We start from the raw sequence: 18724 nt of genomic DNA, 5'->3' as shown, positions 1-18724 counted from the left end.
CGTACACTCCCGCCGTTTCGTGAGCGAGGAATCGGCCGATGGCCTTCTTCGGTGAGTGGACGGCGGTTGCCGCCGGCGGCGCGCTGGGGGCCCTGCTGCGTCATGGCGCCACCATGGCAGCGGCACAATGGCTGCCCCGCGGGTTTCCCTGGGGCACCCTGGCCGTGAATGTGCTGGGCAGCCTGCTCATGGGCGTCGCTTTCGTGCTGCTGGTCGAGCGCGGCCTCGTCGCGCCCGCCTGGCGGTTGTTTTTCACGGTCGGTCTGCTGGGCGCCTTCACCACTTTCTCGGCGTTCTCGATGGACGCCCTTGCGATGTTCGGCACCGGCGCCACGGCGAGGGCGATGATCTACATACTGGTGAGCGTAGCGACCTGCCTGGCCGCTGCCCTTGCGGGTATCATGTTGACCCGAAATTTCTAGGATGCGATCGAATCGATGCTGGATCAGAAAGCCCTCAGACAGGACCCGGAAACCATTGCCGAGCGGTTGGCCTACCGGGGACATGACTTCGACGCCGGGCACTATGGGGCGCTCGAGTCGCAGCGACGTGAGCTTCAGTCCCGCGCCGAGTCACTCCAGCATGAGCGGAATGAACGCTCCCGGGCCATCGGCCAGGCCAAGAAGGCCGGCGAGGACATCCAGCCCCTGCTGGACGAGGTCGCCAGCCTGGGTGAGGCCCTGAAGGCCGCCGAGGCCGATCTGGATACCGTGCAGTCGAGCCTGCGGGAGATTCATCTGGGTCTTCCCAACCTGCCGCATGAAAGCGTTCCGCCGGGGGATGACGAGACCGCCAATGTCGAGGTGCGGCGCTGGGGAGCGCCCCCCGAATTCGATTTCCGTCCCCGCGATCATGTGGAGTTGGGCGAGGCGTTGGGCAACGGTCTTGACTTCGCCGCCGGCGCGAAACTCTCCGGCTCGCGTTTCGTCGTCATGCGGGACGGGATCGCGCGTCTTCATCGGGCGCTGGCGCAGTTCATGCTCGATGTGCATACCGGCGAGCACGGTTACCGCGAGACCGCTGTTCCCTATCTCGTGGGGCAGGAGGCGCTGATCGGCACCGGCCAGCTGCCGAAGTTCGCCGAGGACCTCTTCGCCATCGAGAATTTCGAGCCGCGGCTGCATCTCATTCCCACCGCGGAGGTGCCGCTGACCAACCTCGCCGCCGGCGAGATCATCGACGCCGAACATCTACCGCTCGGGTATGTCAGCCATACGCCGTGCTTCCGCTCCGAGGCCGGATCGTACGGACGCGACACCCGCGGCATGATCCGCCAGCACCAGTTCGACAAGGTCGAGCTGGTCCAGCTGACCCGGCCGGACGACTCCTACGCGGCGCTGGAGCGACTCACCGGCCATGCCGAGCAGATCCTCCAGCGACTCGGACTGCCCTACCGTGTGGTGACGCTCTGCGCCGGGGATATGGGGTTCGCTGCGGCCAAGACCTATGACATCGAGGTCTGGCTGCCTGGCCAGTCGGCCTATCGCGAGATCTCCTCCTGCAGCAATACCGAGGCCTTCCAGGCACGGCGCATGCAGGCGCGCTGGCGCAATCCGGACACCGGCAGACCCGAACCGCTGCACACGCTCAATGGTTCGGCGCTGGCGGTCGGGCGTTGCCTGGTCGCGGTGCTGGAGAACTACCAGCAGGCCGATGGCCGGGTGGTGATTCCCGAGGCGCTGAAGCCCTATATGGCCGGCACGGAGTGGCTCGCGCCATGAACGGCGATGTCCATGGCGCCATGCAGGCCTGGCAGGCGCATACCGTGCCCGCCGAGGTCACCGACCGGTCGATGCTGGCTTACCGCTGGTTCGGGCATGTCCGGGCCGTGCTCGAGGCCGAATCGGCGTATCTGGTGCTCATGCGCATCGAGACCGATCGCGACTGGCGGGGGCAGGGGGAGGCCAGCGCCGTGCTGGAGTGGCTGAAGGCGCTCTGTGACCGCCATGGCGTCACCCTGCTCGGGCAGGCCAACGTGGATGACGAATCAGGCCTGGGTCAGACGGCGCTGCTGCACTGGTATGCCCGGCATGGCTTTCGCATTGATGACAGTCACCAGGGCGAACCGCTGGTCTGGTATCCGGAAAAGCCGGGGACGCCGGGCCAGCGCCCGGACCCTGGACACCCCTAACGGGCTGCCGGTTCCAGCCTGACGCGGCCATCCGGCCCCAGCACCCGGCGTTGCAGCCAGGCCAGCAGCAGACCATAGGCGGGCAGGAAGAGCACCGCGGAAATCAGGATCTTCGAGGCATAGTCCACTGCCGCGATTTCCGGCCAGTTCGCCGCCATGAAGGGGTCGGGACTGTTGTGGAACGCAATGGCGAAGAACGCCACGGTATCGGCCAGATTGCCGAACAGCGTGGAGACCGCCGGTGCCACCCACCAACGGGCCGCCTGGCGCAGCCGGTCGAAGATGTGGATGTCGAGCAGCTGGCCGAGTGCGTAGGCCATGAAGCTGGCGGCGGCAATGCGGCCGACGAAGGTGTTGAGGCTCAGCAGCGCGTCTGCGCCCTGGAAACTGCCCTGCTGAAAGAGCACGCCGAGCAGGTAGGAAACCAGCAGGGCCGGTCCCATGGCGAAGAAGATGATCCGCCGTGCCGCCACCTTGCCGAACGTCCGCACGGTCAGATCCGTCGCCAGGAAGATGAACGGGAAAGAGAACGCGCCCCAGGTGGTGTGCAGTCCGAACAGCGTGATCGGCAGCTGCACGAGATAGTTGCTGGCGGCGATGATGGTGATGTGCGCACCGGCAAGCCAGAACAGGGCGCGCCGGTACTGTGCGGGAGTGATGGTTTTCATGGGCGCGGAGTATAACAGCACCGGCGGCGGGGTTCGCCCCATGCAGGCCCGACGCCGGGTCTGGGCGCTTGCCTGGCCGCTGATCGTCTCCAACATCACCGTCCCGCTGCTGGGGCTGGTGGACACGGCCGTGGTGGGGCACCTGCCGGATAACCGCTACCTCGGCGGTGTGACGCTGGGCGCGACCCTGTTCAGTTTCCTCTACTGGGGATTCGGCTTTCTGCGAATGGGCACGACCGGGCTGACCGCTCAGGCCCTGGGCCGGGACGACACCGATGACATCATTCGGGTGCTGGGCCAGAGCCTGCTGCTGGCCGTGGTCATCGGCATCGCACTGATTGCCCTGCATCCGTTGCTCATCCCGCTCGGTCTCCAGCTGCTGGATGGCAGCGCAGCCGTCACCGCCGAGGCCGATGTCTACGCCCGCATCCGCATTGCCAGTGCCCCCGCCGTACTCGCCAACTACGCGCTGATCGGCTGGTTTCTCGGCCGCGGCTACAGTCGCGTGACGCTGCTGCTGATGGTCATCAACAACAGCGTCAATATCGTGCTGGATCTGGTCTTCGTGATGGGCCTCGGCATGACCACCGCCGGTGTCGCCCTGGCCAGCGTGCTGGCCGATTATGTGACCCTGGTCAGTGGCATCGGACTCGCGCTTCTCGCCTGGCATGGGTGGGGCTGGCGCCGGGTCTCCGGGGTCTTCGCGGACATGGCCGGCTATGGACGTCTGCTGTCGGTGAACCTCGCGCTCTTCATCCGCACCCTGTGTCTGCTCTTCGCCTTCGCGTTCTTCCATTCCCGGGGTGCCCAGCTTGGTGATGTCACCCTGGCGGCCAACGCCGTACTGCTGCAGTTCGTTCTGCTCGCCTCCTACGGATTGGATGGTTTCGCCCACGCCACCGAATCCCTGGTGGGTCAGCGTATCGGTGCCGCCGATCAGGCCGGCTTCCGGTCGGTGGTGCGGGCGGCCACCGAATGGTCACTGGTCACGGCCGGGGCCGCCAGTCTGGGGTTCGCCCTGGGCGGCGGGGCGTTGATTGATCTGCTGACCGATCTGCCCGCCGTTCGCGAGACGGCCGATCAATACCTGCCCTGGATGGTGGCGATGCCGGTGCTGGCCGTGGGGAGTTACCTGCTGGACGGGCTGTTCATCGGCGCGACGCGGACACGGGCGATGCGGGATACGATGATCGCCGCGGTGCTGTTTTTCTACCTGCCCGTCTGGTGGCTTACCCAGTCACTGGGCAACCACGGGCTCTGGCTGGCGTTTGTCAGTTTCACCGTGGCCCGCAGCCTTCTGCTCGGCGCCGTTTTCTGGCGTGAATGGCGCCGCGGCAGCTGGTTTGGCGAGACGCGCACGGCCTAAGGGGAGAGCAGGGCATCCAGGCCACGCAGTAGCGCGTCGTTCTGCTCGGGGGTGCCGACGGTGATGCGAAGGCAGTCGACGAGTCGCGGCGTGCCGAAATGCCGGACCAGGATGCCGCCTTCCTTGAGACCGCGGTAGAGTTCTGCCGCCGGCTGCCGGCTCTGGTCCGGCACCCGTGCAAGGCAGAAATTGGACTCGCTGTCCGGAATCGCGAACCCGCGTTCACGCAGTGCATGGATCAGACGCGTGCGCTCCGCTCTTACCGCCTCCCAGCTCGCCCGCGCGGTGGGCTGATCGGCGAGCGCGGCGGCGCCCAGGACGTCGGCCACGGCATCCACGCTGTAGCTGTCGCGGGTCTTTCGGGCCATGGGCTCAATCAGCCCGACAGGGCCGATCCCATAGCCCAGGCGCAGCCCGGCCAAGGAGTATCCCTTGGATAGTGTGCGCAGGATCATGAGGTTGTCGTGCCACCGGGTGAGCCCGATGAGATCATGACCCGGATCGGTGAAGTCCACGTAGGCCTCGTCGACCAGCAGTACGCCGTCCAGGGCCGCCGCGATGGCGCTGATGGCGTTGGCGTCCAGCAGCCGACCGCTGGGTGCATGGGGATTGACGAGCAGGGTCAGGGCAACGCCGGCCGCGTTCATCCGCGAGGCGAAATCCGCGGGCAGGGACCAGTCGCCGTCCAGTTCCACCGCATGCACCGGGCTGTCGTGGATGGCCGCGAGGACCGGGTACAGCGAATAACTGGGCTCGGCGACGCCAATGGGCGCACCGGGCGGGACGAACGTGGTGATGGCAAGCCGTAACAGTTCGTCGCCGCCGTTGGTTGCGACAAGCTGATCGGACCCTATGCCGTGGAGCCTGGCTGCCTCGGCGAGAAAGCCAGCGGCGGTCGGCGAGGGGTACCGGCGCAGATCCTCCGGTGCAATGGCAGCAAGCGCCGACATCACCGCTGGAGAGGGTGGCCAGGGATTCTCGTTGGTATTGAGCTTGATCACCCGGGTGTCGGTGGGCTGCTCACCCGGCGTGTAGCCGGCCATCCGTTGAATGTTGTCGCGCTCGTAGGTCATGGGCGGATGATACCCCGATGGACGAAGGCAAGTCAGCGAAAGGCCGGTCATGCGGCTGAAAAACAACAAGCATGTGGGTATTATGCGGACGAAATAAGTCCTGTTCCCATACCGACGGGAGAGTCGCGCCTTGGCTGTCTCCGCTCACTCCCTGCCGCTGTTCGCCCGCATGGCCCTCGCAGCCCGCCGCACCGGTCTCTGGCCGCTGATGATGGCGCTCATCGCCCTGTTCGTCGCGTTGCCGGTCCTGACCGTTCTGGGGCATGTGTTCGTGCCGGCACCGGAGATCTGGTCACATCTGGCCAGCACCGTTCTGCCACGTTACCTCTTCAATACGGCGGGGCTGGCCGTCGGTGTCGCCGCCGGGGTGCTGGTGATGGGGGTCGGCACGGCATGGCTCGTGGTGATGTGCCGTTTCCCGGGGCAGCGCATCTTCGAGTGGGCCCTGCTATTGCCGCTGGCGGTGCCCACTTATGTCATCGCCTATGCCTACACCGATTTCCTGCAGTTCTCGGGGCCGCTGCAGACGCTGCTGCGGGATACCTTCGGCTGGGCAGCGGGCGACTACTGGTTCCCGCCGGTACGGTCACTGGGGGGCGCCATCGTGCTGCTCTCGCTGGTGCTCTACCCCTATGTCTATCTGCTGACGCGGGCGGCCTTCCTCGAGCAGTCGGTCTGCGTGCTCGAGGTCGGGCGGACCCTCGGCCGGGGGCCGTGGAAGCTGTTCGGCACCATCGCCGTGCCCCTGGCGCGGCCAGCCATCGCAGGTGGCGCGGCGCTGGCGCTCATGGAGACGCTCAACGAGTTCGGTGCGGTGCAGTTCTTTGCCGTGGATACGTTCACCACGGGTATCTATCGAACCTGGTTCGGCCTCGGCGAGCGTACGGCGGCGGCACAGCTCGCCGGCGTGCTGCTGCTCTTCGTCCTCGTGCTCTTGCTGCTCGAGCGGGTCTCGCGTGGCAAGGCGCAGTTCTTCCACACCTCCAGCCGCTACCGCGAGTTGCCGCAGTATGAGCTCACCGGACTGCGTCGCTGGCTCGCGGTGCTCGGCTGCGGTCTCCCGGTGGTGCTGGGTTTCCTGGTTCCGGCGATGTTGTTGCTGGAGATGAGCCTGACCGCTGGCGATCAGCAGTTCGGCTGGTCATTCCTTCCCTATGTGTTCAACAGCATCAGCCTGTCCACGATTGCCGCGCTGGCGGCCGTCGGGCTGGCGGTGCTGCTCTCCTACGGCGTGCGTCTGGCGCCGTCACCGCTCACCCAGGCGGCCGTGCGCATCTCGGCCATGGGGTATGCCATCCCCGGTGCGGTCATCGCCGTGGGGATTCTGATCCCGCTTGGCTGGATGGATCAGCAGCTCTACGCATTGCTCCGTGGCGAGTTCGGCTGGAATGTCGGGCTGCTGCTGACCGGGACCGGCTTTGCGCTGGTCTATGCCTATCTGGTTCGCTTCCTCGCCGTGTCCTACAACGCGGTGCAGGCCAGCCTGACCAAGGTGACGCCGAGCATGGATGCGGCCTCACGGACACTGGGCAAGACCGCCGGCGGCACCCTGCGGCGGGTGCATGCGCCGATCATGCGGGGCAGTCTCCTGGGGGCCGGAATCCTGGTGTTCGTGGATGTGATGAAAGAGCTGCCGGCCACCATCATCCTGCGGCCGTTTGATTTCACCACCCTGGCGGTCCGGTCCTACGAGCTGGCCTCCGATGAGCGGCTCAGCCAGTCGTCGACGGCATCACTGGCCATCGTGCTGGTCGGGATCGTGCCGGTGATTCTGCTCAGCCGGGCGATGCGGCGGTCGCGGCCCGGTTACAGCGACGCCGGCGGCTGAGCCGCCGCCGCTCGCCCGGGCCATCAGATCGGGAAGACGAACGTCTGGCTGGGGTCCAGGTGGATGTTGATGGGATCGTCCCGTTCCGGAAGGAACACGCCGGGCATATGAGCGTGCATGTGGAATTCGTCGTTGCCCTGGTGCACGCAGAGATGGATGAAGCTCGCGCCGCCAAGCAGCCGTGACATCAGCACGTGGCTGCCACTGTGGTCGCGCGGTCCATTACGCCGCTCCACCTGGAGGGCCTCGGGCCGGATCAGCACCTGAACCGCGGTCCCTTCAGCCAGGTGCCGGGCGTCCACCGGCCCCACCGGCGTCTCCACCCGGCCGTCGGCCACGATCCCGCGTACCTCGTTGACGTCGCCGAAAAAGCGAACGACGAATGGGTCCTGCGGGTTGCAGTAGATCTCCGTCGGGTTGCCCTGCTGGACGATCCGCCCGTCCCGCATCACCGCGATGCGGTCGGCCATGAACAGGGCCTCTTCGGGGTCATGGGTGACCAGCAGGGTAGCGGTACCGTTGCGCTTGAGCAGATGCAGCGTGTCATCGCGGATCCGGTCGCGCAGGCGCGCGTCAAGGCCGGAGAACGGTTCGTCCAGCAGCATGATCCGGGGCGAGGGAGCCAGTGCCCGTGCCAGCGCGACACGCTGCTGCTGTCCACCCGAGAGTACATGGGGAAAGCTCTCCGCGAACGGGGCGAGCCCCAGCTGTGCCAGCAGGGCGCGCGAGCGCTGCTCCCGCTCCCGCGCCGATACCTTGGGCAGGCCGAAGCCGACGTTGTCGAGTACGCTCAGGTGCGGGAAAAGCACCGCATCCTGGAAGACCAGGCCGACATGGCGTTGTTCCGGCGGTGTCCAGACACTGGAGCCGGAATCCGACATAAGCTGGCTGCCAATTCGCACACGCCCCTGCTGGGGACGCTCCAGACCGGCCGCAAACCGCAGCAGCGTGGTCTTCCCGCAGCCCGAGGGGCCGAGCAGGCAGAGTAATTCTTCGGGCTCGACACTCAGGCTGATGTCATCCGCCGCGGTGACGGTGTCGAAGTCGTGGCTGATTTCCTCCAGCTGCAGCGCCTCGCCGGCCGGGGCCGGACATGGCGCCTGCACGGCAGCGACGCCGCCGGCGGGAAACCGCGAAACCAGACTCTGTTGCTCTGCGCTCATGGTGCGGAGTTTCCGTCATCAGACGGCGTTTTTGCAAGCGATTCTCATTGGCGCTTGACGCCGGCCAATGGGTTCGGTTGAATACCTCCCAAGATGCGAATGGTTCGCATCCGCATTTAAATTGGTGGAATTTCAAGGAGACGATCATGGCGAAGATGACCCGCGGGACAGCGGCGCTGCTGGGAGTGGGCCTGGCCGCCGGGGCCAGCGTGGCCGGTGCGCAGACGCTGAACCTCTATACCGCCCGTCATTACGATTCCGACGAGCAGTTGTACAGCGCCTTCGAGGATCGCACGGGTGTGGAGGTCAATGTCCTCCAGGGCGATTCCGATCAGCTGATCGAGCGTATCGAGCGTGAAGGCGAGGCAAGTCCGGCCGACGTCTTCATGACCGTCGACGCCGCCCGTCTGCGGCGGGCCGAGGAGGCGGACATTCTGGCGCCCGTGGAATCCGAGGTGCTCATGGAGCGGATTCCTTCGGAGCTGCGGCATCCCGACGATCTCTGGTTCGGTCTGAGTGAGCGGGTTCGGGTCGTCTACTACGACACCGAGGTCTATGACGAGCCGCCGCTTGAGCGCTACGAGGAACTCGCCGATCCCCGCTTCGAGGGCGAGATCTGCATCCGTTCCTCCAATAACGATTACAACCAGTCACTGGTCGCCTCGCTCATTGAGGCCAACGGCGTCGAAGCCACCGAGGAATGGGCCGAGGGCCTGGTCGATAACATGGCCCGCACCCCCCAGGGTGGGGATACCGACCAGATTCGTGCCGTGGCGGCCGGCGAGTGCAGCATCGGCGTGGGGAACCACTACTACTGGGTGCGCCTGTCGCTGTCCGATGATCCGGCGGATCAGGCGGTGGCCGAGCGCGTGGGCATGATTTTCCCCAATCAGGACGGCCGGGGCACCCATCGGAACATTGGTGGTGCCGCCATGGTGGCCGGTGCGCCGCATCCCGAGGCAGCCCGGGAGTTCCTCGAGTTCCTGGTCTCGGACGAGGCCCAGAAACTGTTCTCGGCCGGTAACAACGAATTCCCGGCCGTCGAGGGCGTCGATCCGATTGCAGTGCTGGAGCCCTATGTGGGTTACAAGCTGGATGATCTCAACGTCGCCGTTCTCGGGGAGAACAACGCCGAGGCCGTGCGCCTGATGGATCGGGCCGGCTGGCGTTAATTCGCAAGACTTTTCTCCCTTGGATTGATTGGCCGCGGTCGGGGGCGAACCCCATCGCGGCCTTTTCTGTCCCAGAGCCATGAAGGTTGCGAAAGGGAGAATCGGATGACGATACCGGTGCTGATTGTCCTCGGCGCGTTGGCCGCCATCGTCGTTGCTTCCTTCCGGGTGTTCCGCGAGTACGAGCGGGCCGTCGTTTTCCTGCTCGGGCGCTTCTGGAAGGTGAAAGGCCCCGGCCTGCGCCTCGTGATTCCCGTGATTCAGCAGGCGGTGAAAGTCGATCTGCGGCTGATCACGCTGGATGTGCCCTCCCAAGACGTGATCTCCAGGGACAATGTCACGGTCAAGGTCAATGCGGTGCTCTATTTCCGGGTCATGGATCCGGAGCGCGCGGTCATCCACGTCGAGGATTACTACGCAGCGACCAGCCAGTTGGCCCAGACGACCCTGCGCTCGGTCCTGGGCAAGCATGATCTCGACGAGATGCTCTCCGAACGCGACCGGCTCAACACCGACATTCAGGAAATCCTCGACACGCAGACCGACGCCTGGGGCATCAAGGTGGCCAATGTCGAGATCAAGCATGTCGATCTTGATGAATCGATGATCCGGGCCATCGCCCGTCAGGCCGAAGCGGAGCGCAACCGCCGTGCCAAGGTGATCCACGCCGAGGGTGAGTACCAGGCGTCACAGCAGCTTCTCCAGGCCGCCAATGTCCTGGCCGAAAACCCCCAGGCCATCCAGCTGCGCTATCTGCAGACCCTGAGTGACATCTCCATTGACAACGCCTCGACCATTGTCTTTCCTGTTCCCATGGACATGCTAAAGGCACTGGGGCCCGGCGCGCTGCAGACTGGCGGTGCCCCACTCAGCCCGGCCGGCGGTGCCCGGTCGGAACATCCGGCGGATGACGACTGATCCGCCCCTGCCTGATACCGAACAGGATGTCATCACGGCGTTCCTGGACGCCCTGTGGATGGAGCGGGGGCTCGCCGACAACACGCTGAGCGCCTATGGCAACGACCTGCGGGGGTTCGCTGGCTGGTTGGCGACGGATGGTCGCTCGGGCCTGCTGGGTGCGGATCGTGCCGATGTGATGGCCTATCTTGCGGCTCGCGTGTCTATGGGGAGCAGCCGGCGCAGCAGCGCCCGGCTGCTGTCGAGCCTGCGTCGCTTCTATCGCTACCAGCTCCGCCAGGGCGCCATTCCGGTCGATCCGACCGCGCGCGTGGAGTCGCCCAAAGCCGATCGACCGCTGCCGGAAGCGCTGACGGAGGCCGAGGTCGAGCGGCTCCTGAATACGCCGGACGCGGCGTCCCTCATCGGACAGCGCGACCGCTGCATGCTCGAGGTGCTCTATGCCACCGGCCTGCGGGTCTCGGAGCTCGTGCACCTGCGCATGGACCAGGTCAATCGCCAGCAGGGCGTGGTGCGCGTGACCGGCAAGGGGGGCAAAGAGCGACTGGTGCCACTTGGGGAATCGGCGCTGGATGCGCTGTCGGATTACCTGCAGACGGTCCGGCCGCATCTGGCCCGGGGGGCCCGGGATGCGGCCGTATTCATCACCCGTCGCGGCGTTGGCATGACACGCCAGGCGTTCTGGTACCGGATCCGCGACCATGCCCGGACCGCGGGTATCACCAAGCCTCTCTCACCGCATACGCTGCGGCATTCCTTCGCCACCCATCTGCTCAATCATGGCGCCGACCTGCGTGTTGTGCAGTTGCTGCTCGGACATACCGACCTGTCCACCACCCAGGTCTACACGCACGTCGCGCGGGCAAGGCTGCAGGCGTTGCACGCCGAGCATCACCCGCGGGGTTGATCAGCGCTCCAGATGCCGCAGCTTGTCGGGCTTGCCATCCCACTCCTCGGCATCTGCCGGCGGATCCTTCATCTCGGTGATGACCGGCCATTTCTGAGCCAGCTCGGCATTGAGTTCCAGGAAGTGCTCCATCTCCCGGGGCAGATCATCCTCGGAGTAGATCGCCTCGGCAGGGCACTCGGGCTCGCACAGCGTGCAGTCGATACATTCGTCCGGATCGATGGCGAGGAAGTTGGGCCCCTCGTGGAAACAGTCCACGGGGCAGACCTCGACGCAGTCGGTGTATTTGCACTTGATGCAGTTTTCGGTGACGACGTAGGTCATCGTTGACTCCGGTGATCGTCGGTTGGTTGGCGCAGAGCCTAGGCCCGAGGCGGGCATTCATCAACCTACGGTTGCTATGGTTTGGATGCCGGCGCGCTGTTGTTGGTCCCCAACAGACTTCGCCATTCACAGACAAGTTCATGGGCCTGTCGTGGCGTGAGGTCATCCGGATCGAGATCCGCAAGGCGTGTCATGATGGCCTCCGCCGTCGGGTCCGGTGCGGCGGGTGGGGGGGCAGGCTCGGGCGTGGATGCCGGTGTGGCGAAGAGGGACAGCTGAGGGGCGGCGGGTTCGCTGGCCTCAAGCCGGGCGAGCTTGGCCCGGGCGGTATCCAGTACGGTGGCCGGTACTCCGGCCAGAGCCGCGACCTGCAGACCGTAGCTCTGGTTGGCCGGGCCATTGCGCACGCTGTGCAGGAAGACGATTCGCTCGCCGTGCTCCACCGCCTCGAGGTGAACATTGCCCGCGGCCGGGTACTGCTCGGGCAGCGCGGTCATCTCGAAATAATGCGTGGCAAAGAGCGTGAACGCGCCGATCCGCTCGCAGAGCGCTTCGGCCGTGGCCCAGGCAAGGGCAAGACCGTCGAAGGTGCTCGTTCCGCGGCCGATTTCATCCAATAGCACCAGGCTTTCGCGGGTGGCGTTATGGAGGATGTTGGCGGTCTCGGTCATCTCCACCATGAACGTAGACCGGCCACCGGCCAGATCATCGGAGGCACCGATGCGGGTGAATATGCGGTCCACCGGGCCGAAGCGGGCGTCAGCGGCCGGAACGAAGCTGCCGATGTGTGCCATGAGGGTAAGCAGGGCGATCTGGCGCATATAGGTGGACTTGCCGCCCATGTTCGGCCCCGTGATCACCAGCATCCGGCGCTGGTCATCAAGGCGGATATCATTGGGGATGAAGGGGCTCTCGATGCTGCGTTCCACCACCGGGTGGCGGCCCGCGGTGATCTCGATACCGGGCGTGCTGTCGAGGACCGGGCGGGTATAGTCCAGTGTCTCGGCGCGCTCGGCGAGGGCGGTGAGCGCATCCAGCTCGGCGAGCGCCCGGGCGAGGTCGAGGATCCGGTCGAGCCGCTCGCGCAGCCATTCGACGAGTGCTTCGTAGAGGGCCTTTTCACGGGCCAGCGCACGCTCCCGGGCAGAAAGCACCCTGTCCTCGAATGTCTTCAGCTCCGGGGTGATGTAGCGCTCCGCGCCTTTCAGGGTCTGGCGGCGGATATAGCGCGCCGGCGCCTGCTCGCTCTGCCCGCGGCTGATCTCGATGTAGTAGCCGTGAACGCGGTTGTAGCTCACCTTCAGACTGGACAGTCCGGTGGCCTCACGCTCGCGGGTCTCGAGGTCGGTCAGAAAGCCGTCGGCGTTACGGGAGAGGGCGCGCAGTTCATCCAGTTCGGCATCGTGACCGTCGGCGATGACGCCGCCGTCACGGATCACGACGGGTGGCTGCTCGATAATGGCGCCCTGCAGGACCTCCAACAGCTCGGGTTGTGGTGCGGCGTCACCGGCCAGGGTCAAGAGCCGATGGTCGCTGAACCCGGCCAGAGCCTGCTCCAGAGCCGGCAGGGCCGCCAGCGTCCCGCGCAGGCCGGTGAGATCGCGGGGTCGGGCCGATCCCATACCGATTCGCGCGGCAATCCGCTCGACATCGGCGCAGCCACGCAGGACCTCGCGCAGTGTCGCGCTGCCCCGATCGAGGAGCGCGGCAACGGCCGACTGACGCTCCCGCAGCGCGGCCTGGTCACGAAGCGGACGGTTGATCCAGCGGCGCAGGGCGCGACTACCCATGCCCGTGACCGTCGTGTCGAGTATGCCCGCCAGGGTGTATTCACCGCCTCCGCTGAGGTTGGTCTCCAGTTCCAGGTTGCGGCGGCTGGCGGCGTCAATGGTGATCGCCGCCTCGGTCTGCTCGATGCGCAGTTCCCGGATATGCGGCAGCGCCGATCGCTGTGTATCCGCGACGTACTGCAGCACGGCACCGGCGGCGGCGACAGCCAGGGGCATTGACTCGATGCCGAATCCACTGAGGTCACGCGTTCCGAAGTGTTGGGTCAGCGCACGCTCGGCGCTGTCCCGCTCGAAATGCCACGGCGGGCGACGGGTGAGTCCTCGCTCGGAGGTTATCTGCAGACGATCGGAGAGGTCCTCCGGCACCAGCAACTCGGCAGGGCTGAGCCGTTCCAGTTCGGCGGCGAGTTGCGCGCTGCCCCGACCCTCGCAGACTGTGTAGCGGCCGGCGGCGAGTTCCAGGCTGGCAAGCCCCCAGCGTTCGGCATCGCCGGCGACCGCCGTGAGCAGGTTGCTGCGTCGCTCCTCCAGCAGGGCCTCATCGGTGAGCGTGCCGGGTGTGACGACCCGCACCACCTGACGCTCGACCGGTCCCTTGGCCGTGGCCGGATCGCCGACCTGCTCGCAGATCGCCACGGCCTCGCCGCGGGCGAGCAGCCGCGCCAGGTAGCCCTCATAGCTGTGTACGGGCACGCCGGCCATGGGGATCGGCGCGCCCGCCGACTCGCCACGCTGGGTCAGGGTGATGTCCAGCAGTTCCGCCGCTCGCCGGGCATCCTCGTAGAAGAGCTCGTAGAAATCGCCCATGCGATAGAACAGCAGGATATCGGGATGCTCCGATTTGATGCGCAGATACTGCTGCATCATCGGGGTGTGTCCGGCGGCTTTGGTCATCGGCGTACTATACGAGTCCCCCAGACCCGGCCGCCAGCCATGCGCTGACCTGCTGGATGAGTGTGGGGTCGACCCGATGGCCGAGGCGGTCGAGCAGCTGACGGGTGATGGCGCTGGACTCGAGCCGTGGACGCCTGTCCAGATGGCCATGCTCGAGCAGCCAGGCCTCCAGCGTATCGACATGATCCTGGCGCAGGCGGGGGACTTCGCCGGTTCGCAAGGCCGTCAGCAGGGCCTCGGCGTCGCCATCGAGGGTCTCGGCCTTTTCCTGTACGCGCTCCACCATGCGGTCGGAAAAGGCCCTGGCCGCGATCAGGACGCCTCGATCCACGGGGCGGCCCAGCCCCTGGTTGGCGAGCCCATGCCAGGCCCGGGCCACGGCGATCCGGTCGGCGAGCGCGGTGCCGGCGCTCAGCCCGCCATATCCCTCGCGTCCCGCCGGTGTCTCCAGCCAGTTCGCCAGCGGTCCCAGCTGGCTCACACGCCACTGGCTGATCAGCTCGTGGAGGGTATCCAGCGCGTCACGGAGCAGGTGGAAGATGTGAATCTTTCCGGCATCGGCCCGGAGGTCAACTGCGGGTACCTGCAGAATGCCGGCATATTCCGAAGGTTCCATACCCGCCGGTGCCGGTGGTGCGTCCGGCAGCTTCACCGGCGCCTGGGCCGATGCCCGCTCGGCGACTCCCCGTACGGCGCCGAGGTCGATGCAGTGCGGCGGGTGGCCGGTGGTCCGCTCCCAGAGTGACAGATCCTCCTGTCGCGCGGTGAGATACAGGATCTGTCGTCCCTCACGGTCGGCGAGCGCAGCCAGGTTGCGCGCGACGGCGCCGAACCGGTCGGCGTCGGTGTTGGTCAATGCCTCGTCCAGCGCCAGTGGCAGAGGCGGGCCATTGCCCTCCTGATCGCGGGCCCAGGCGATTCGGGCGGCGAGCAGCAGTTGCATGCGCGTACCCGAGGAGAGCGCCGTGAGCGGCCGCCGTATGTCCTGACGCAGGTCGCGGGCGACGGGCTGATGGCTGCTGTCCACCTCCAGCGACCACTGGTGCCGGGTGAATTGCTCGAAGCGGTGACGGGCGTCGCGGATCAGCCCGGGTTCGTGGCGTGCCCGGTAATCGGCCTCGACTTCCGCGAGGAGCCAGTCGCCCAGATCGGCCTGCATTCGGGTGGCCCGCTTGTCGGCGAGCGACTCCCCCAGCGCCCTCTCCTCGGCAATGGCGCTGGCAAGGGCATCATCGCCGCCGGCTTGGTCGACTTCGGCCTTGAGCCTGGTGATTTCCCCGGTCAGCGCTTCGACTCGGGCGGCTTTTTCGGCCTGGCGGTCGATGGCCTCGCCGATCTCTGCCGAATCCGTCTGCTCGGCCCATGCGACCAGCGACGGATGCTCCGCGAGCGGAGTCCGCAGCTGCTGCTCCGCAAAACTGGCCTGATCCAGTCTCCGTCGTGCTTCGGTGAATTCACCGTGGGCCGTGAGCCGGGCGGCGAGGCCGGTCCGGTCATCCACTGGCAGCTCCGCCCGGGCGTAGATCATTGCCTTTTCGGTTCTGCGTGCATCCAGATCGGCGGTCAGGCGCTCATGCTGCCGTGACATCTCATCGAGCCTTGTCTGGAGCTCGCGGGCCTGGTCCAGTCGGTCGGCCAGTGATTCCACCGTTGTCTGAAGAGCGACGGTGTCGGTGGCGGTGATCGGCCCCCAGGGCGCCAGCCGCTCATGCAACTGCGCCTGCGCCGCCGCGATCTGCTGATCCTGCTCGGACAGCCTGGCGGCCTCGCGCTCATGCGTTGCGCGGGCCCGGTCGAGTTGACGCACCAGATCCATGAAGCGCTCCAGCCCGAGGTCTTCGCAGTCCAGATGCTCAAGCCCACTCTCGCGGCGCAGTTGATCGAGACGAGCCCGGGCCTCGGCCACTGGCGTGGAGAAGTCGTGACCGTCCGGCCGGGCCCTCGTGTAGGCCCGAATGACCGCGCCGATTGCTGCGATGCCGGCGATGCTTCCTGCACCGATGGTCAGCAGGTCGCCTGTGAGTAGGCCCCAGACCACGCCCAGCATGCCGCCGGCCGCCGCCGTGGCGGTCAGTAGCAGGATCGCCCGGTCGCCCTTACCGGCCTCGGGGGATTCCATGCGGGCCTGCCATTGTCGGGCGTCTCGATGGGCCTTCAGGGCCTCACCGAGGGCGTCGGTATGCCATGGGTCAAATAAAGGTAAGTGCTCATCGTCGCTGTTAAGGGCGGTTGATGCATGGTCGCGCTCGGCATGGGCGGCGGCCAGTGCCTCGGCGGTATGCCGCCGTGACTGCTCCGCACGGCGCAGCTCGTCCAGCCGCATCCGGCATTCGGTGAGCAGCGAGCGCTCGGGTCGCTGCTCGGCCAGGCCGGTCGCCTTCAGCGCGGTTTGCAGCTGCACCTGTTCCTGTTCCAGCGCCTGTATCTCTCGCTGCAATGCCTGGATGTCGCGCTCACGGTGATCGACACGCTCACCCTCGTCGCCATGCAGCGCCTCAAGGACGGCCGGGAACGTGGCAAGGTGTGCTTCCGCTGCCCGGCGCGTGTCGATCGCCGCCCTCAGCTGACGGGCCTGTCGAAGGCGTTCCAGGCCACTCTGGGCGGCGCGCGCCTCATCAAGTGATTGCTGGAGTCCGGGCAGGCGCTGACGCTGCTGATCAAGGGTTCGATAGCGTCGTTCCGTGTCTTCACGGTCGTCCCTGGCCTTCAGCCAGGCGCGGCGCTCGTTCTGCGGGAAGGAGGCTGGCGCGAGTCCGGCCTCGGTACGGACGCGCTCCAGGTCAATGCCCCCGGCCAGCGCCTCGCGGAGCCGTCGGCCGAGTCGTGCCTCGCTCTCGCCATCGGGTGAGATCAGGGTCTCCGCCCGCAGCCAGTAGCAATGCAGGGCATCCGCGGTGGGTAATGGGGGCGGTTCGGCCGGCTCGCCATCGCGCAGCCAGCGGCGATGCGGCCCGTTGCGCTGCGCCTCCCAGCGATGGGTGTCATCGCGGAATCGGGCGGTGATGGATAATGCCGGCGGGTCGCCCGGCCGCGGATCGCCGAGCACATACTGCAGGGCCCGGATCAGGCTGCTCTTGCCGATGGCGTTGGGCCCGACGATGAAATTGATGCCCGCCTGCAAGTCGTCGAGCCGTACCGGGTCGATGCCCGGCAACTGGCGGATGTCGATACCGGTGAGCCGCATCAGTCCGCTTCCTGGGCGAGCATGGCCCGTAGGGCGTCCTGGCCGCGCTCACGCAGCCAGACGGCAATGGATTCCGGATCGGGATCATCGCCGGGCAGCTGTCGCCAGCGACTGTCGGTCATGCTCGACTGCAGATGCTGCCGGGCGGCTTCGAGTAATGCCCGTCTCTCCGGATCGTCCCCGGCGCGCTGCAGCGTGAGCAGTCGACGGGCGAGGAGCCCCGGCTGATCATCGCGCTCGGCGAGTCTGGACAGCGGGATGGTGGGGCGTGTATCGATTCGCAGGTGTTCAAGAAACCACTGGATCTGCCCGGTTCCTGGCAACCCCATTGCCCGTCCGTTGTCGGGCAGTTCGGCCTCGATGGCTTCCCGTGTCAGGTTGCATTCGCCTGTCAGTCTGACGCGCAGGGCCGTCAGGTCGGGCCAGTCCGCCCCCCGGGTCAGGTCAGCGCCGAGTGCTTCCAGACGCCGGCTGAGCGCCGTCGCCACCGCCGCCCCGGTGGTGGCACCGGTGATGTCCACGTCCAGGCGTTCCCAGCGCAGGGGTGCGAGGGGACGTTGCTCGAGGCGTTGAATGCGGCCATCGCGGATCTCGACGAGCCAGGGGCCGCGCGGGCCGGGCTCGCCGGCATCCAGCCCGACCACGCTGCCCAGGTAGCCCATGGCCTGCCCGGCATGCAGGGCGTCCGGCTGATGGATGTGGCCAAGCAGCCAGCCGTCAAAGCCGGTATTACGCAGTTGCTCGGTGGTGACTGGTGCATAGGGGCTCTGCGACTGATCCCGGTCGCAGTGGAGCAGCCCCAGATGGGGGCCCCGGTCCGGCGGTGCGGGCAGGGTCGCGATGGGGCTCTCGGTGACGCGTGGCGCTGGAAATGACCAGCCCCAGATGGTGACTTGCTCGGCATCACCATTTCCATCGCCTGTTATTCCAACGGATTCCCATTCACCGCCGGCGCCCAGCAGACGGGCCTCGGGGACCTGGTCAATCAGACGGGGGAGGATGTCGACGTCGTGATTGCCGCTGACCGCCAGCAACGGTATGCCGGCGTCGTTCAATCGGGTGGCACCGGCCTGCAGTCGCGGCAGCGCCTCGAAATAGTCCTGCGTGGATTCGGCGACATCCCCGGCGAGCAGTACGGCCTGGACGCGCTCGCGCACGGCGAGATCAATGATCCGTTCCCAGCCGGTCGCGGGAGAGAAATCATCGATTCGTGCCGAGAGGTTCTCCGGCAACCGGGGTGGACGACGGCCCAGATGCAGATCGCCAACGGCAAGGAGCTTGATGGTCATTGCACCAATGCTCCGAG

At 66.5% G+C, this 18724-nt stretch carries 15 protein-coding genes; 8 read left to right on the top strand and 7 right to left on the bottom strand.

Features of this window, described 5'->3' with window-relative positions; translation table 11 throughout:
* Positions 1-38 precede the first annotated feature (38 nt).
* Genes crcB through V6X63_RS08925 form a run of 3 tightly spaced genes read left to right on the top strand, consistent with a single transcriptional unit; the run spans position 39 to position 2131 of the window.
* Positions 39-422 (top strand): fluoride efflux transporter CrcB, encoded by a 384-nt coding sequence (crcB, locus tag V6X63_RS08935; protein WP_367978688.1) that lies wholly within the window; start codon positions 39-41, stop codon positions 420-422.
* Positions 423-437: 15 nt separating this feature from the next.
* Positions 438-1721 carry a serine--tRNA ligase gene (serS, locus tag V6X63_RS08930; RefSeq protein WP_367978687.1) on the top strand — a complete coding sequence of 428 codons (1284 nt, stop codon included), beginning with the start codon at positions 438-440 and terminating at the stop codon, positions 1719-1721.
* On the top strand, positions 1718-2131 hold the full coding sequence (locus V6X63_RS08925) for an N-acetyltransferase (protein ID WP_367978686.1): 414 nt from the start codon (positions 1718-1720) through the stop codon (positions 2129-2131). The genes serS and V6X63_RS08925 overlap by 4 nt, the downstream gene beginning before the upstream one ends.
* Here V6X63_RS08925 and V6X63_RS08920 read toward each other — a convergent pair.
* A complete protein-coding gene (locus V6X63_RS08920) occupies positions 2128-2799 on the bottom strand; it encodes a 7-cyano-7-deazaguanine/7-aminomethyl-7-deazaguanine transporter (protein ID WP_367966216.1) in 672 nt (223 codons plus the stop codon). The genes V6X63_RS08925 and V6X63_RS08920 overlap by 4 nt on opposite strands.
* Here V6X63_RS08920 and V6X63_RS08915 point away from each other — a divergent pair.
* Complete coding sequence (locus V6X63_RS08915) at positions 2798-4165, top strand: MATE family efflux transporter (protein ID WP_367978685.1); 1368 nt, start codon at positions 2798-2800, stop codon at positions 4163-4165. The two genes, V6X63_RS08920 and V6X63_RS08915, sit on opposite strands and share 2 nt — an antisense overlap.
* On the opposite strand, the gene hisC is transcribed toward V6X63_RS08915, so the two are convergent.
* Positions 4162-5238 carry a histidinol-phosphate transaminase gene (gene hisC, locus V6X63_RS08910; protein ID WP_367978684.1) on the bottom strand — a complete coding sequence of 359 codons (1077 nt, stop codon included), beginning with the start codon at positions 5236-5238 and terminating at the stop codon, positions 4162-4164. The two genes, V6X63_RS08915 and hisC, sit on opposite strands and share 4 nt — an antisense overlap.
* Before the next feature lie 130 nt (positions 5239-5368).
* On the opposite strand from hisC, the gene V6X63_RS08905 reads away from it, so the two are divergent.
* Entirely contained in the window at positions 5369-7066 is a 1698-nt protein-coding gene (locus tag V6X63_RS08905) for an ABC transporter permease (protein WP_367978683.1), read from the top strand.
* Positions 7067-7089: 23 nt separating this feature from the next.
* On the opposite strand, the gene V6X63_RS08900 is transcribed toward V6X63_RS08905, so the two are convergent.
* The gene (locus V6X63_RS08900; protein WP_367978682.1) at positions 7090-8229 is read right to left on the bottom strand and encodes an ABC transporter ATP-binding protein; all 1140 of its coding nucleotides are present in this window, start codon (positions 8227-8229) and stop codon (positions 7090-7092) included.
* Positions 8230-8375: 146 nt separating this feature from the next.
* Between V6X63_RS08900 and V6X63_RS08895 the strand changes: the two genes are divergently transcribed.
* The 3 genes from V6X63_RS08895 to xerD all read left to right on the top strand — a co-directional run bounded on the left by V6X63_RS08895 (position 8376) and on the right by xerD (position 11226).
* Entirely contained in the window at positions 8376-9401 is a 1026-nt protein-coding gene (locus V6X63_RS08895) for a Fe(3+) ABC transporter substrate-binding protein (protein ID WP_367978681.1), read from the top strand.
* Positions 9402-9506: 105 nt separating this feature from the next.
* Positions 9507-10319: a slipin family protein gene (locus tag V6X63_RS08890; RefSeq protein ID WP_367978680.1), complete on the top strand. Its 813-nt coding sequence runs from the start codon at positions 9507-9509 to the stop codon at positions 10317-10319.
* Positions 10309-11226: a site-specific tyrosine recombinase XerD gene (gene xerD, locus V6X63_RS08885; protein ID WP_367978679.1), complete on the top strand. Its 918-nt coding sequence runs from the start codon at positions 10309-10311 to the stop codon at positions 11224-11226. Before V6X63_RS08890 ends, xerD begins: the two co-directional genes overlap by 11 nt.
* Here xerD and fdxA read toward each other — a convergent pair whose 3' ends face one another.
* The 4 genes from fdxA to V6X63_RS08865 form a co-directional block, all read right to left on the bottom strand.
* The gene (gene fdxA / locus V6X63_RS08880) at positions 11227-11550 is read right to left on the bottom strand and encodes a ferredoxin FdxA (RefSeq protein ID WP_367966224.1); all 324 of its coding nucleotides are present in this window, start codon (positions 11548-11550) and stop codon (positions 11227-11229) included.
* Between the two features lie 74 nt (positions 11551-11624).
* Positions 11625-14234, bottom strand: coding sequence for a DNA mismatch repair protein MutS (mutS, locus tag V6X63_RS08875; protein ID WP_367978678.1), 2610 nt, complete (start codon positions 14232-14234; stop codon positions 11625-11627).
* A 7-nt stretch (positions 14235-14241) separates the two neighbouring features.
* A complete protein-coding gene (locus V6X63_RS08870) occupies positions 14242-17418 on the bottom strand; it encodes an ATP-binding protein (protein ID WP_367978677.1) in 3177 nt (1058 codons plus the stop codon).
* Entirely contained in the window at positions 17418-18707 is a 1290-nt protein-coding gene (locus tag V6X63_RS08865; RefSeq protein WP_367978676.1) for a metallophosphoesterase family protein, read from the bottom strand. Before V6X63_RS08865 ends, V6X63_RS08870 begins: the two co-directional genes overlap by 1 nt.
* Between the last annotated feature and the right edge of the window lie 17 nt (positions 18708-18724).

This window comes from Spiribacter onubensis, from assembly GCF_040838425.1.
Classification (GTDB): Bacteria; Pseudomonadota; Gammaproteobacteria; order Nitrococcales; family Nitrococcaceae; genus Spiribacter; species Spiribacter onubensis.
Note: the sequence above shows the minus strand (reverse complement) of the source record. Positions and strands in the feature narration are given on the sequence as shown.